The sequence below is a fragment of the Streptomyces sp. SAI-170 genome, from assembly GCF_049739565.1.
Lineage (GTDB): Bacteria > Actinomycetota > Actinomycetes > Streptomycetales > Streptomycetaceae > Streptomyces.
The window spans coordinates 4,071,089-4,084,912 of record NZ_JBMGQD010000001.1; the positions used below are offsets into that span (position 1 = coordinate 4,071,089).

Consider the following 13,824-nt stretch of genomic DNA (forward strand, 5'->3'; position numbering starts at 1 on the left):
GACCGCCGGACGGCCCGCAGGGTTGCCCCGGATCAGGGTGGAGTCGGGGCTGCCCCGCCGACCAGGGGCAGCCCCGCGTGTGTACCGCCGGGAGGAGGCTTGGGCCGGACACCTTTGCCATGACAGCCGTGGGGGAAATACAACTGCCGGCACCGGCACTGCCGTCCTCCGGGCGGTGTCCCCAAGGTTGGCGCGCCGGGCGGCCCGCCGCATCGGTGACGCGCGGAGATCCGTACACCTATTCCGCCCGCCCCCCGCGGACGTACGACCCGCTCCGGTCACCCGGAAGGAGTACCTCCGTATACCTAGGTGTGCACCGCCGGGATCTCCGTGCGCGAGGTGATGCCCAGCTTGGCGAGGATGTGCTCGACATGGGCGTCGACCGTGCGTTTGGAGATGACGAGCCGCTCGGCGATCTCCCGGTTGGACAGGCCCTGGGCGACCAGGGAGGCCACCTCGCGTTCGCGGCGGGTGAGGGCGTCGACGGACCGTTCCGGTGAGGGGCGGGGGGCGGGTGGCCGGGCCACGATCGCGGGAGTGCCGTCGGGGCCGTCGCTGACGGCCGGCACCGCGTCCAGTACTTCCTCCAGCACCTCCAGCCCCGACATCCGCTCCCCCGCCTGCCGCCACCGCTCGAACTCCTCGGCGCCCAGCGCCGCGCGCACGGTCTTCTGGACGGCCTCCTGCTCCTCCAGCAGGCGCGGCAGCATCGCCACCGGGTCGCCGGACAGCCGGCGGGCGCTGTCGGCGTAGCCCAGCAGCCGGGCCGCGCGCGGCCAGCGTTCCTGCCGGGCCGCCTGCCAGGCCAGGCCCAGACAGGCCAGTGCCGCCACCAGCACCTCGCCGACCTCGCTCGCGGCCTCCAGGCCGCGCCGCAGCGGGTCCTCGCTCTCCTCGTACTGTCCGGCCAGCCACAGGATGATGCCCTGCACGGTCAGCGTGGAGGCGTACAACTGCCGGTCCCCGGTGCCCTGAAGGAGTTCCAGGCCGGTCCGGCACAGCTCCAGCGCACCGGCCGTGTCCCCGAACACGGCCCGTAACAGGGCCCCTTCGTAGTGCACGACCCCGATGCCGAGCGTGTCGCCGGAGGCCACGATCCGCAGCCGGGCGTCCTCCAGCGCGGCCAGGCCCTCCTCGACCTGGCCGCCGATCGCGGTCATCGCGCCCAGGTAGGCCTCGGCGAACAGCTCCACGCGCGCCTCGCCGCAGCGCCGTGCGCTCTCGTGGGCCTGCGGGAAGTACTCCAGGGCCGTCGCCAGGTCGGCCGTCCACACCGCGGACACGCCGGTCATCAGCAGGCCCCAGGCCCGCTCGGGCCCGTCGTCGCAGGTGTGCCCGAGGCCCTTGTCGATCCAGTAGCGGCCCTCGGACAGGGTGCCCATGGCCCGCCAGTACGGGGCCAGGCGTGCGGCCATCTCCAGCGCCTCGGGGGCCCGGTCGCCACCGCCGAGGCCGTACTCCAGGGCGGCCCGCAGATCGGGCAGCTCCTGGCGGACCGTGCGGTGCAGGACGATCTGGGCGGGGGTGAGCAGCTCGTCCCAGGAGCGGCCGACGAGTTCCTCGTAGTGGGCGAAGTGCCGCTGCCGTACGGCCGTCTCCTCGTCCGGGGTGCGGGCCAGGTGGCCGGCGCCGTACTCGCGGATGGTGTCCAGGAGGCGGTAGCGGTCGCCGTCCTCGCCGATGCGCTGCACGACCGACTTGTCGACCAGCCCGATCAGCGCCTCCACCACCCGCGGTCCGGCCAGTTCGCCGCCCGCGCAGACGCGTTCGGCGGCGGCGAGCGTGAAGGACCCGGCGAACACCGACAGGCGGGCCCACAGCAGCCGCTCCAGGGGGGTGCACAGGTCGTGGGACCAGTCGATGGCGGTGCGCAGGGTCTGGTGCCGGGTCAGCGAGGTGCGCCGTCCGCCGGTGAGCACCTCGAAGCGGCGGTCCAGCCGGGCGACCAGCTCGGCCAGCGGCACCGCCCGCAGCCGTACGGCGGCCAGCTCCAGGGCGAGCGGGATGCCGTCGAGCCGGTCCACCAGGGCGAGGGTGCGCTCGCGGTCGGAGCCGGTCGGCGCGAGCCCGCCGGTGACGGCGGCGGCGCGCTGCACGAACAGGTCGACGGCGTCCTGCCGGGCCAGCGGCGCGATCGGCACGCAGTGCTCGCCGGGCACGTCCAGCGGCTGTCTGCTGGTGGCGAGCACGCTCAGCCCGGCCGCCTCGCGCAGCAGTATGTCGGAGAGCATCGCGCACCCGTCGACGAGATGCTCACAGGTGTCCAGCACCAGCAGCAGACGGCGGCTTCTGAGGTGCTCCACGACCGCGTCCAGCGGGCTCATCCCGGACTGCTCGGGCAGTTCCAGCACGCCCGCGAGCGTGGCCGGGATCAGCTCGGGGTCGTGCAGCGCGGACAGCTCCACCAGCCGCACCCCGTCCGTGTACCGCCCGGCGCGCGAGGCGGCGGCCCTGAGCGCGGTGCGGCTCTTGCCGACCCCGCCGGGGCCCACCAGCGTCACCAGCCGGGAGCGCGCCAACGCCGCGTCGATCAGGGCGAGTTCCTCGCCCCGGCCGACGAAGCTGGTGAGTTCCACGGGTAGCTGACCGCCCCGCCGCTGTCCGAAGCCGAATCCCATGCGACCCCCGTAGCCTTCCATCCGACCATCACAGCGTAGGCAACCGGATGCCGAGCGTGAATGGCGCGAGGAACCCGCCCCCGGGTGAACACGAGGCCGGCTCCGGGGCCGCCGGATGCGCCGTCCGGGCGCCCCGGCATGCGCGGGGCGCGGCACCGAACTTCACTGGAGGGAGCGAGGCATCCCCACGGAGGCGGCACAGACATGGACGGTTCCCTCACGCGCCGGGCGGCGGGCGCGGCCCTGGCCCTGCTCGCCGGTACGGCGGCCCTGACCGGCTGCTCCGACGACGACAGCCCGGCCTCGACCGTCAGCAAGGCCGCCTCCGCCGTGGAGTCGGCCGCGTCGAGGGCCACCGACGCCTGGGCCTCGGCGACGGCGGAGGCCGGCCGGAAGTTCGACGAGATCAAGAACGGGACCGACGCCAAGGACGACGTGGCCGTCGCCGCACCCTCCGCCGGCTCCGACGGCCGCGTGACGGCCGAGGTCACCGTGGCGAACGACGCCGACTCCGCCAAGTCCTTCGCCGTACAGGTCGACTTCAAGGACAAGGACGGCAACTTCCAGGACGCCGTCGTGGTGACCGTCTCCGACGTGCCCGCGGGCAAGGAGAAGACGGCCACCGCCCGCAGCAACCGCAAGCTGGACGCCGACGTCCGCGCGGAGGTGTCACGGGCGGTGCGCTACTAGCCGTTTTCACCCGTTCGGCCGTACCGACGGCCGACGACCACGCACAGGGACAGGGACAGGGACGGACACCATGACCGAGGCACCGGCGCCGGAGCCGTTCACCGAGCGGGACTACGCCGAGCGCATACGCCGCGCCACCCAGGACGCGGTCGCCGCGGGGCTCTCCGGGCTGCTCGTCACCCCCGGCCCCGACATGGTGTGGCTGTGCGGCTACCAGCCCACCGCGCTCACGGAGCGTCTCACCCTGCTCGTCCTCGCCCCCGAGTCCCAGCCGCGCCTGCTGGTGCCCGCGCTGGAGCGGCCCGACGCCGAGAGCGCGCCCGGCGCGGGCGTGCTGCGCATGACGGAGTGGCGCGACGGCCAGGACCCGTACGCCGCCGCGGCCGGTCTGCTGCGGCCGGGCGGCCGCTACGGCGTGTCCGACGCGGCGTGGGCGCTGCATCTGCTGGGCCTGCAGGAGGCGCTGCCGCTGACGGCGTACCGGGCGCTGACGACCTCGCTGCCGATGCTGCGGGCGGTGAAGGACGAGCACGAGATCGCCCGGCTGGAGGCGGCCGGGGCGGCGGCGGACGCCACGTACGAGGAGCTGCTTTCGGTGCGGTTCGCGGGCCGCAGGGAGTTCGAGGTCGCGGCGGATCTGTCCCGGCTGCTGCTGGAGCACGGCCATGAGCAGGTCGACTTCACGGTGGTCGGCTCGGGCCCCAACGGCGCCAACCCGCACCACGAGGCGGGCGACCGGGTGATCCAGGAGGGCGACATGGTCGTGCTGGACTTCGGGGGCCTGCTCGACGGCTACGGCTCCGACACCACCCGCACCGTCCATGTCGGCGAACCCACTCGCGAGGAGATCCGGGTCCACGGCATCGTCCGCGAGGCGCAGCAGGAGGCGTTCGAGGCGGTGCGTCCGGGAGTGCCCTGCCAGCTCATCGACCGGGTGGCCCGCGCGGTCATCGAGAACGCCGGCTACGGAGACCACTTCATCCACCGCACCGGCCACGGCATCGGCGTCACCACCCACGAGCCGCCGTACATGGTCGAGGGCGAGGAACAGCCTCTCGTCCCCGGCATGTGCTTCTCCGTCGAACCCGGCATCTACCTCCCGGGCCGCTTCGGCGTGCGGATCGAGGACATCGTGACCGTCACCCCGGACGGCGGCCGCCGGCTGAACAACACGGACCGGGAGATGGCGCTGGTGGAGTGAGGGTGCGGCGTAGGGTCCCGGTCAGAGGGACCCCGTGTCCGGGCCCGGTGAAAGGAGCCCTGCCATGACCGGTCAGCCCGTTCCGGTGATCATCGACTGCGACACGGGGGTGGACGACGCCCTGGCGCTGCTGTTCGCCGTGCGCCACCCGGGGCTCGATCTGCGGGCCGTGACGTGTGTCGCCGGGAACACGGACGTGGACGGTGTCGTCCGCAACACCCTGATCGTGCTGGAGCAGGCCGGGGCGCCCGACATCCCCGTCGCCCGCGGGGCCGGGCGGCCGCTCGTCGAGGTGCCGCGGTCGGCGCGGCATGTGCACGGCGAGGACGGGATGGGGGACCTGGGGCTGCCCGCCCCGGCCCGCACACCCGTGGACCTGGACGCGGTGGCGCTGCTGCGCCGCGAGATCCTCGCCTCCCCGCGGCCGGTCACGCTGATCCCCACCGCGCCGCTGACGAACATCGCGCTGCTGCTGCGCACCCACCCGGAGGTCACCCGCAACATCGAGCGGATCGTGTTCATGGGCGGGGCGGTGGCGTGCGGCAACGCCACACCGGTCGCCGAGTTCAATGTGTGGCACGACCCGGAGGCGGCGGCGGTGCTGCTCACCGCGGACGTGCCGATCACCATGTACGGGCTGGACGTGTTCCAGCGGGTCCTCGTGCCCGGCCCGGCCGTACGGCGGCTGCGCGCGAGCGCGGAGCCCGGGGCGCGGCTGGCGGGCGACCTGCTGGCCCACCGCCCGGCCACGCCCGACGAGGACGGCGACGACCCGGCGGGCGGCATCGGCGACGCGGGCGCGGTCTGCGCGGTCGCCGACCCGGAGGGCCTGACCACCCGGCTGCTGCCGGTCGAGGTGTCCCTCGCTCCCGGGCCGACCCGCGGCCAGACCATCGTCGACCGCCGCCCCCGGCCCCGGCGAGGCCGAGATCCACGGCGGCGGCCGCGAGCAGGCCCTCGTCGACGTCGCCCTGGACGTCGACGTGGACCGCTACGTCAGGCTGTACCTGGACACGGTCGAGGGCCCCGTTCGCTAGGACCTGCCACCGGAAGCGCCGTTTGATCGTCTTCCTCTCGGGCAACGCCGTTGCCGCCGGGGGAGCAGCAGGGGGATCAGACGTGCGTGCGACACCTTTCAGCCGCCATGAAGCGGGCCGGCCGGTCCTGGCCGGACTCGCCTTCGCGACGGTCGCGGCGGCCGTCGTGGTGGGCCGGCCGGGCCTGGAGACGGTCGTGGGCTGCGGCGGCGGCAACGACCCCTGGCCGTCCCAGACGGCCCGCAACTGGGTGACGTACGCCGACCATGTGGTGGTGGCGTCGCCGACCGCCGAGGAGGAGACCAACAGGCGCGAGTACCGGACCGGCGCGGTGCGCTACGCGACGGACCGCCTGGTCACCTTCCGCACCGACGGCGTCCTGTGGAGCGCCGAACGCCCCGCGCACGCGATGGGCCGCGACTTCCGCCTGACGGCCCCCGGCTGGGCCACCTACCGCGCCACCGGCAACCGCACCGAGCTCACCACCGGCGACGCGCCCCGCCTGGAGCCCGGCCACACCTACCTCCTCGCCCTGCGCTGGGACGCCGGCCGGTGGACCCCCCTCGGCGAGGGCGCCGCCGTCCCCTTCGACGACGGCGTCGCCGGCCGCGGCGAATGGTGCGGCCGCGTCCTGCCCGAACAGGACGTCGCCCGCGGCGAACGCTTCTCCCGCCGCGACGACCAGAGCCTGGAGGAGACCCTGCTGGGCCAGGGCGAGGCGGCGGTGAGCCGGGAACTGGGGCGCGCGGAGGGCAGGTGAGCGCCCTCGCCGACCCGCCATAATGCCCTCAGGAGGTGAGCCTCTCGTGTCCATCATGAGCGACCTGATCGAGCGTGGAGTCCCTGAGGGCTACAAGGTCGAGGTCTTCGACGGCAGGGTGATCATGACGCCGCAGAGCCCGGAGCAGGACTGGACCGTGTCCGATGTCAAGGACGCCGTCAAGGCTGCGGGGATCGTCCGGGAGCGCGTCTTCGGGGACGTCCTCATCACGTTTCCCGGCGAGAACGACGCGGCTCCCGACCTGACGATCGTGGGCTTCGACGCCGAGCGGCGTAAGAACAGCTACTCGTGCCTCGACGTGCTGGCAGTGCTCGAGGTCCCCTCCGAGCCGGAGGACGAGAAGGACTACGTGCGGAACGTCCGCAAGTACGGGCGCTTCGGCATCGACCACTACCTGATCGCCGACCCGTTCAAGAAGGCCGTCACGCTGATGTCGGAGCCGCAGGCCTCGGGATACGGGCGGGTCGTCGAGATCCCCTACGGCGAACCGGTCACCTTCACGCTGGCGACCGGCGAGCGCGTGGAGATCGACACGAGCACCTTCCCCACCCGGGACGTCTGAGGGGACTGGGCCTCACCCGGACGGACCGCCGCGCTGGTGGTGGGTGCGGGGCGGTGGTGCCGTTGGTCTACGTCACTACGCCGTGAGTCCCCTCGGAGGCATCCCCGATGACCCGCCCCGTGTCCCCCGGCGCCCCTCGCGCCGTCCTCGTGTCGCTGTTGTGTGTGGGTGCGCTGCTGGCCACGAGTGGCTGTTCCGCGCTCGTCATGGGTGAGAGCGCCGAGCCGTCCGGCTCGGCCTCGTCCGCCGGTACGCGGCCGGCGAAGCCCAGCAAGCAGCCGCCCTCACCGACGGCTCCGGCCGCGCTGACGGACGCGCAGGCGCGGGCCGCGCTGGTCAGCTGGGCCGATCTGGGGGAGCCGTGGGCGCCGACGCAGGGGGCGGCGACCTGGCGGGACGCGTATCTGAAGGCGACGGCGGCGCAGCCGGACTGTGCGCGGCTGCTGGAGGCGCTGTACACCGACGAGCTGCTGGGCGCGCCGGGCCGTGCGGCGGTGGGCCTCGACGACGACTGGGACGAGGCCCAGCTGCGCCACCAGGTCGCCGTGCGGCCCCGGGCGGAGGTGGACCGGGCGCTGGAGTGGCTGGCGACGCTGCCGGACACGTGCTCCGGGTTCACCGCGAGGGCGGCCCGGGACCGTGCGCTTCAGGTGACGGTCTCGGACCTGCCGCTGCCGGAGGCGGGGGACGCCCGGCAGGGCCTGCTGGTGACGGTGACGGACGAGGAGGGTGACGAGCCGGTGACGCTCACCCTGCTCGCGGCGGCCGTACGCGTGGGCGACGACGCGTTCACGGTGACCGGCGGCGGTCTGGGCGACGTACCGCCCGAGGCGGTCGACGCGGTGGTGGACCTGGGCGCCCGCCGACTGGCGGAGGTCCGCCGCCAGGCACGCGTGCAGGTGTGACCGACAGGCCCCTACATCGACAGGTCCGGCTCGAAGCGCTCTCGGTGGGACACGATGTCGCGGGCCGCCTCCGGCAGGGTGCGGCCGCGGGCGAAGGCGTGGGCGCGCAGTCGGGCCAGTGCCTCGTCGGCGGCGATCCGCAGCCGGGCCATGATCATGCCGACGGCCTGGTGGACGGTGTCGTGCCCGGCGGCCAGCTCCCCGAACCACGGCGCCCGTCGGCCGGCCTCCGGCACCCCCTCGTCGTCGTAGCCGTAGTCACCCTCGCGCTGCAGGGTGGTCAGGGCGACGGTCACCACCCCGGCCAACAGCTGGGCGGTGCGCAGATCGCGGGCGGACAGCTCGGCCGGGATGTCGCGGCACAGGTCGAGGGTGCCGACGCAGTAGGGGTCGCAGCCGAGCGGGAGTGCGTACAGGGCCTGCACGCCGAGGGTGGTGGCGAGGGGCGCGAACACGGGCCAGCGTTCCGCGTCCGGCCCCGTCGACAGATCCGGGGCGAGGACGGGCGTCCCGGTGCTCGCGGCCTCCAGCGAGGGCCCCTCGCCGAGGTCGGCCTGGAGTTCCATCACCTGCGCGGCCCGCTCGTCGGTCGCGGTCAGCGGCACCGGCATGCCGTCGCCGCTCAGCAGCACGCTCGCGCAGGTCATCCGGAGCAGTCCGCCGGCCACGTCGCACAGCCTGACCAGCATGTCGCCGGGCCCGGCGAGCCGCACCTCGTCGGTCAGCGCATCGAGGGCCCTGGCCATGTCCCGCTCGTCGCTGTGACCCACGGCAGAGCCCTCCTTCCCGGCGATCGTTCCACCGCTCGCAGGCGCCCTCCGACTACCCGGGGTATGCCACACAAAACCCCCTGAGGACGCCCGGCCACGGGCTCAGAGCGGGGGCTGCGCGGGCGCGGGCCCCAGCGTGGTGGTGCCCGGGGCCGTACGGTGCCCGAGCCCGGTCCGGTACGCGTCCAGGGCGGCCTCCACCCGGCCGGTACGCCGCAGCAGATCCCCGAGCATCCGGCACAGGTCGGCGAGGTCCCCGGCCGCCCCGGCCCGCTCCAGCAGGCTCAGCGCGCGGACGTAGTGCTCCTCGGCGGCCTCGGTGTCGCGGGCGTCCTCGGCGATGATCCCGAGCAGCCGGTGGGCGGCCGCCGAGTGCACGGCCCCGCGCTCGGACGACAGGTCCCCGAGCACGTCCTGGAGCAGTTCGGAGGCCTCCTGCGACTTCCCGCGCCGGTGCAGTACGTCGGCCAGCTCGACGGTGACCTGGCTGCTGTAGAGGGCGGACCGCTGCGAGGCGAGCATGTCCTGGGCGGCGCGCAGCTCGCTCTCGGCGCGCTCCAGCTCGCCGTTCTGGGCGCAGACGTAGCCGCGCATCCAGTGGCAGTTGGCCAGCTCGGTGCGGATCTTCAGCTGGCGGTACATCTCGGCGGCCTTGGCGAGCGAGGCGTCGGCCTCGGCGATGCGCCCCTCGGCGAGCAGCGTCCGCGCGACGGACCGGTGCATCCGCGCCACGAGCGCCGGGTCGCCGGCCTGCGGGGCCAGCGCGAGGGCGAACTCGGCGGCCTGCGCGGCGCGGGCGTGGGCGCCCATGTCCATGTACGGCGCGATGGCCCCGGTGTAGAGCAGCAGCAGGGCGTCCGGATCGTGCAGGCCGCCCCGGTTGAGCTCGTCGAGGGTGGACTCCAACAGATAGACGGCGTAGCGCAGTTCACCGGCGAGGTAGTGGGCGACGGCCCGCCCGCGCAGCGCGGGCACCCTGGCCGGGAGGGGCGCGTCGGCGAGCATGGCCTCGGCCCGCTCGAAGTGCTCGCGGGCGGCGGCGATGTCCCCGGTGTCGAGCCCGCACTCCCCGAGCCCCAGCAGGGCGGCGGCCTGTTCCTCGACGAGTCCGTGCTCCTCGGTCTCCTCCAGCAGCCCGGCGTAGAGCGCGGCGGCCTCCTCGGCCTCCCCGACGGCGAGGGTGCGCTGCGCCTCGGTGAGCCGCAGCCGCAGGTCGGTGGCGAGCCGGGCGGGCCGCCCGGTGGCCAGCTCCTCGAACTCGACGCCCAGCCGCTCGGCGAGATGCCGCAGGGCGTCGTCGGAGGGCCGTACGCGTCCGGCCTCCAGGGTGGAGATGTAGGCAGGCGTGTAGACGGGCTCGGCCAACTGCCGCTGTGTCAGCCCCCGCTCACGCCGCAGCGCCTGTACGCGTCTGCCGATGACCTCGGGCTCGTCCCTCTTGGGCATGGACTTCATCATGCCAACTCCCGCCCTTCCCTTGTGCCTTGCCGGGCAGAGCCCCTAACTTAAGCGACCGATTAAGCGCAGTTAACCATTCTCTATCGAGAGGTCGCCGTGCCCATACGCAGCTGCACGCGCACACGCTGGATCGCCTCCCTCGGCGCGGGGATCGCCGCGACAGCGGCACTGATCGCGGCCGGGAGCGCCGTACCGGCCCAGGCGGCGGGGGATCCGGGCGACGTCCACGAGGTGGAGTACTTCACGGCGGGCCGCCCCCACCACACGGACGTCCGCACGAACAAGGCCCCCACACAGCCGCACGCCCCGATCGCCACCACCCCGGTCACCCCGTTCCAGCAGACGGGCCCGACCTCGGGCCGCCTGGACCTGGTGGTCATGGGCGACGGCTACACGGCCCCCCAGCAGGGCGACTTCAGCGCCGACGCCCGCGAGAAGCTGGAGGAGATCTTCGCGATCGAGCCGTACCGCAGCTACCGGGGCCTGTTCAACATCTGGCTGGTCGAGGCCCCCTCTGCCGACTCGGGCGTCACCGGCGACCCCACGGCCGACGTCACCCGCGACACGGCCCTCGGCTCCTACTTCTTCTGCGACGACATCGAGCGCCTGCTCTGCGTGAACCCGGACGCGGTCACCACCTACGCGAACAAGGCCCCGGCGGCGGACATCGTCTTCGTCATCGCCAACTCCACGAAGTACGGCGGCGCGGGCTACACCTTCGACACCCCGCCCGACAACGCCACGTACCGGGGCATCGCGACCATGTCATCGGACAACGAGCGCTCGTACCTGATCGGCGCCCATGAACTGGGCCACTCCATCGGCAACTTGGCCGACGAGTACCAGTACGCCGGGTACGGGGCCTACCCCGACCCCGAGCCGGCCACCGTCAACCTCACGACCTACCGGGACCTCGGTACGGCCAAGTGGTACCGCTGGCTGGGCGAGCAGGACCCCACGGGCTCGGTCATCGGCACGTACGAGGGCGGCGGCTACTACGAGACGGGCATCTACCGCCCGACCGACACCTCGATCATGCGCACCCTCGCCTCCACCGAGTTCAACCTCGTCGGCCGTGAGGCGATGATCGCCGGGTTCTACGCCCACGCGGACGCGCTGACGTCCTCCACCCCGACGACCGCGCCGCTCACGCCGTCGACCCGCCTCACCGTCGACGTGGCCCCGGTGAACGGCCTGGCCGCCCCGACTGTGACCTGGTACGCCGACGGCAAGCGCGTCGACCGCGCGACGAACGACCTCTCGGTCACGCCGCTGGAACTGGGCGTCCGGGGGCGTGGCCCGCACACCATCCGGGCGGCGGTCTCCGACGGCTCGACGTCCCTCCGCGACCCGGGCGCCCGGGCGGCGGCGACCAATTCGCTTACTTGGTGGCTGCGCTGAGCCCCTTCAGGAAATCGCCCCAGGCGGTGGCGGTGAGGGTCAGTACGCCGTGAGCGGGGTTCTTGGAGTCGCGCACGGCGATGGCCGAGGGGAGATCGGCGACCTCGACGCAATCACCGCCGGTGTTGCCGCTGTAGGACGACTTACGCCACTGCGCACGCGTCAGGTCCGAGCTGCTCCCCATAGCGTTCCTCCATCACGCGAGCGATCAGTGCGGCCGAGTCCCTCGGAGAGAGGGCCGAGGCCTGCACGGAAGCGTAACGGAGGGCGGCTTCCCGGACGGTGTCCGGGTTGGCCGTCATGTGGCCCGCGATGAGGTCCTCGGTGTAGACGAGGTCCGGGTTCTTCTCGAAGCGGAGAAGGTTGAACGAGCCAGCCAGGCTGGCGTGTTCACCGGCTTCGAAGGGGAGCACCTGGACCCGGACCCAGCGCTGGTTCCGGAAGCTCAGCAGGTGGTCGAGCTGCCTGCGCATGATCTCGGGGCTGCCGATCGGACGGTGCAGGACGGCCTCGTCCAACACCACCAGCGCCAAGGGCGGTTGCTCCCGCTCAAGAATCCGCTGGCGTTCCATTCGTGCGGCCACCGATTCGTCGACGTTGCCCTTAAGGCCAGTCTCCAGCAGCGCCCGTGCGTACTCCTCCGTCTGCAAGAGCCCGTAGACGACCTGGGCCTGGTACGTCGAGATGTAAGCCGCCTTCGCCTCCATCTCGGCGTACGGCTGGAACCAGCTCGGCAACTGGCTCTTCAACACCAGCCCCACCAGCCGCGAGAAGAACCCGTCGGTCATCAACGCGGCATCCACCCGCTCGGCGAACTCCCGCGTCGGTACCTTCAACGCGGTCTCGATCTGCCCGATCAGGGAGCCCGTACAGAAGACGACACCCCCCAGCTCTTTCTGCGTGAGCTCGGCCGCCTCCCGTTTGCGGCGCAGCTCGTAGCCGAAGTAGTCCAAGGGAGAGGCATTGGGGTCAAGTTCGCGCACATGGACCATGCAACCCAGCGTAACGAGGCCATTTCACCCCGTGTGCGGAAACCGGGAAATCGCCGTAACGAAAATCACGACAAAAGACCCTCTGCACCCACCTGCCTCCCCCTTACCTTGGAGGAATGTCTCCTCTGGCCAGAATCAGCACCTCGTACGGGCCCCGCTTCGCGGAGTTCGCGTTCGAGCCTGCTTTCACGGCCGCGGTGGACCAGCACGTGGCGGAACTCAGGGAGCGTCTGGGTGCGGCGACGCCCGACCTCAGCCCTCAGCCGCCGCACCCCGAGGACCTCTCGGACTACGCGCTCGGCTTTCTGGACGCGCTGAGCGAGATGGACTGGCGCGAGCCCGTCGGGCACGACTACGCGGTGTGCCGCCTGACCGCCATCACGTGGCTGGTCAAGCGGCACGGCCTGCTTCCGGAGCCTCGTAAGGCCCAGGACTGAGTCACATCTCGGTGGAGCCGGGCGGCATGTCGCGCCGGCCCTCCATGCCGCGGTCCATGCCCATGTCGGTGCGCTCGCGAGCCGGCTGGTTGCGCATCGCGTCCTCGCGGCCGGCCTGGTAGGCGGACATGCCACCGCGGGCCTGCGCGGTCTCGCGCTCGGCGGTGGTCAGCCACCGCTCCCAGCGCTGCCGCATGGGCATGATCATGCCGCCGCCGACACCGACCACCACGACGCCGACGATCGTGGCGAGGACCGCGTACAGGATCGGCCCGGTGATCGCGGTGGCGATGCCCGCCTGGCCGAGGGCGGCGATCACGCCGAGGGCGACGATGGCGGCCCAGACCATGGTGGCGACCGTACGGCCGTAGGAGACGGACGACAGCGCACTGGCGACGATGGACCGGACGGCGTTGGCGATGGCCATGGCGACGACGACGAGGACGACGGCCACGATGCCGCGGGGCAGCCAGGCGACGATGCCGTTGATCATCGAGCTGACCGGGTTGGGCCCGAAGACGCCGAGTGCGAGCTGGATCGTGATCAGCATCAGGGCGTAGAACACGATCCGGCTGATGATCGCGGTCATGTCGTACTTGGAGTCGCGCAGGAGGCGCTCGGTCCCGGCCCGCTCCGACAGCCGCTCGGAGCCCACCTTCCTCAGGACCCGGTCCAGCACCTTGGCGATCATCTTCGAGATGAACCAGCCGATGGCCAGGATGACCAGGAAGGCGACGAGTTTCGGCACGAACGTGGCGATCTTCGACCAGGCGTCGTTCAGACCCTGGGTGAAATCGACGGCGAGGTTGGCCATGGCGGGCACGTCCTTCGGTCGGAGGCAGGGGCATCCCCCTGCCTCCGGGATATCGCGGACCCGCGGCGGTGGCCCGTTGTGCACCCCCATCCGAGTGGTTGTCGGTGCCATGACCTACTGTGCGATCTCTCTCATACTTTTCGTACCGGGGGGTTCGA

At 72.6% G+C, this 13,824-nt stretch carries 13 protein-coding genes and 1 pseudogene; 8 read left to right on the top strand and 6 right to left on the bottom strand.

Annotation, left to right across the window (positions count from 1 at the left end):
• Positions 1 to 305: 305 nt before the first annotated feature.
• The gene (locus RKD23_RS18265) at positions 306 to 2,618 is read right to left on the bottom strand and encodes an ATP-binding protein (protein ID WP_424854634.1); all 2,313 of its coding nucleotides are present in this window, start codon (positions 2,616 to 2,618) and stop codon (positions 306 to 308) included.
• Between the two features lie 204 nt (positions 2,619 to 2,822).
• Between RKD23_RS18265 and RKD23_RS18270 the strand changes: the two genes are divergently transcribed.
• From RKD23_RS18270 to RKD23_RS18295, 6 genes and pseudogenes are all read left to right on the top strand, one after another.
• On the top strand, positions 2,823 to 3,308 hold the full coding sequence (locus RKD23_RS18270; protein WP_424854635.1) for a hypothetical protein: 486 nt from the start codon (positions 2,823 to 2,825) through the stop codon (positions 3,306 to 3,308).
• A gap of 70 nt (positions 3,309 to 3,378) precedes the next feature.
• Complete coding sequence (locus RKD23_RS18275) at positions 3,379 to 4,509, top strand: aminopeptidase P family protein (RefSeq protein WP_424854636.1); 1,131 nt, start codon at positions 3,379 to 3,381, stop codon at positions 4,507 to 4,509.
• Positions 4,510 to 4,573: 64 nt separating this feature from the next.
• Positions 4,574 to 5,546 (top strand): annotated as a pseudogene (locus RKD23_RS18280) (nucleoside hydrolase).
• Positions 5,547 to 5,628: 82 nt separating this feature from the next.
• Positions 5,629 to 6,306, top strand: coding sequence for a hypothetical protein (locus tag RKD23_RS18285; RefSeq protein WP_424854637.1), 678 nt, complete (start codon positions 5,629 to 5,631; stop codon positions 6,304 to 6,306).
• 55 nt (positions 6,307 to 6,361) lie between these two features.
• Positions 6,362 to 6,889 carry a Uma2 family endonuclease gene (locus RKD23_RS18290; RefSeq protein ID WP_424854638.1) on the top strand — a complete coding sequence of 176 codons (528 nt, stop codon included), beginning with the start codon at positions 6,362 to 6,364 and terminating at the stop codon, positions 6,887 to 6,889.
• A gap of 107 nt (positions 6,890 to 6,996) precedes the next feature.
• Positions 6,997 to 7,794: a hypothetical protein gene (locus RKD23_RS18295; RefSeq protein WP_424854639.1), complete on the top strand. Its 798-nt coding sequence runs from the start codon at positions 6,997 to 6,999 to the stop codon at positions 7,792 to 7,794.
• An 11-nt stretch (positions 7,795 to 7,805) separates the two neighbouring features.
• Here the strand turns inward: RKD23_RS18295 and RKD23_RS18300 are convergent, their stop codons facing one another.
• Both RKD23_RS18300 and RKD23_RS18305 read right to left on the bottom strand, forming a co-directional pair.
• Positions 7,806 to 8,564, bottom strand: coding sequence for a GAF and ANTAR domain-containing protein (locus tag RKD23_RS18300; RefSeq protein ID WP_424854640.1), 759 nt, complete (start codon positions 8,562 to 8,564; stop codon positions 7,806 to 7,808).
• Positions 8,565 to 8,666: 102 nt separating this feature from the next.
• Complete coding sequence (locus tag RKD23_RS18305) at positions 8,667 to 10,010, bottom strand: tetratricopeptide repeat protein (RefSeq protein WP_424854641.1); 1,344 nt, start codon at positions 10,008 to 10,010, stop codon at positions 8,667 to 8,669.
• A gap of 108 nt (positions 10,011 to 10,118) precedes the next feature.
• On the opposite strand from RKD23_RS18305, the gene RKD23_RS18310 reads away from it, so the two are divergent.
• Complete coding sequence (locus RKD23_RS18310) at positions 10,119 to 11,423, top strand: M64 family metallopeptidase (protein WP_424854642.1); 1,305 nt, start codon at positions 10,119 to 10,121, stop codon at positions 11,421 to 11,423.
• Here the strand turns inward: RKD23_RS18310 and RKD23_RS18315 are convergent.
• A complete protein-coding gene (locus RKD23_RS18315) occupies positions 11,404 to 11,607 on the bottom strand; it encodes a DUF397 domain-containing protein (protein ID WP_424854643.1) in 204 nt (67 codons plus the stop codon). The genes RKD23_RS18310 and RKD23_RS18315 overlap by 20 nt on opposite strands.
• Positions 11,567 to 12,415 (bottom strand): helix-turn-helix domain-containing protein, encoded by an 849-nt coding sequence (locus tag RKD23_RS18320; protein ID WP_424854644.1) that lies wholly within the window; start codon positions 12,413 to 12,415, stop codon positions 11,567 to 11,569. The genes RKD23_RS18315 and RKD23_RS18320 overlap by 41 nt, the downstream gene beginning before the upstream one ends.
• Before the next feature lie 116 nt (positions 12,416 to 12,531).
• Between RKD23_RS18320 and RKD23_RS18325 the strand changes: the two genes are divergently transcribed.
• A complete protein-coding gene (locus RKD23_RS18325; protein ID WP_424854645.1) occupies positions 12,532 to 12,852 on the top strand; it encodes a DUF6401 family natural product biosynthesis protein in 321 nt (106 codons plus the stop codon).
• A 1-nt stretch (position 12,853) separates the two neighbouring features.
• Here RKD23_RS18325 and RKD23_RS18330 read toward each other — a convergent pair whose 3' ends face one another.
• The gene (locus RKD23_RS18330; protein WP_424854646.1) at positions 12,854 to 13,666 is read right to left on the bottom strand and encodes a mechanosensitive ion channel family protein; all 813 of its coding nucleotides are present in this window, start codon (positions 13,664 to 13,666) and stop codon (positions 12,854 to 12,856) included.
• Positions 13,667 to 13,824: the final 158 nt, after the last annotated feature.

Coding starts and splice junctions, on each gene's coding strand:
- RKD23_RS18295 (WP_424854639.1), top strand. CDS start 6,997: ATGACCCGCCCCGTGTCCCCCGGCGCCCCTCGCGCCGTCCTCGTGTCG.
- RKD23_RS18325 (WP_424854645.1), top strand. CDS start 12,532: ATGTCTCCTCTGGCCAGAATCAGCACCTCGTACGGGCCCCGCTTCGCG.
- RKD23_RS18290 (WP_424854638.1), top strand. CDS start 6,362: ATGAGCGACCTGATCGAGCGTGGAGTCCCTGAGGGCTACAAGGTCGAG.
- RKD23_RS18270 (WP_424854635.1), top strand. CDS start 2,823: ATGGACGGTTCCCTCACGCGCCGGGCGGCGGGCGCGGCCCTGGCCCTG.
- RKD23_RS18320 (WP_424854644.1), bottom strand. CDS start 12,415: ATGGTCCATGTGCGCGAACTTGACCCCAATGCCTCTCCCTTGGACTAC.
- RKD23_RS18275 (WP_424854636.1), top strand. CDS start 3,379: ATGACCGAGGCACCGGCGCCGGAGCCGTTCACCGAGCGGGACTACGCC.
- RKD23_RS18265 (WP_424854634.1), bottom strand. CDS start 2,618: ATGGGATTCGGCTTCGGACAGCGGCGGGGCGGTCAGCTACCCGTGGAA.
- RKD23_RS18305 (WP_424854641.1), bottom strand. CDS start 10,010: ATGCCCAAGAGGGACGAGCCCGAGGTCATCGGCAGACGCGTACAGGCG.
- RKD23_RS18330 (WP_424854646.1), bottom strand. CDS start 13,666: ATGGCCAACCTCGCCGTCGATTTCACCCAGGGTCTGAACGACGCCTGG.
- RKD23_RS18315 (WP_424854643.1), bottom strand. CDS start 11,607: ATGGGGAGCAGCTCGGACCTGACGCGTGCGCAGTGGCGTAAGTCGTCC.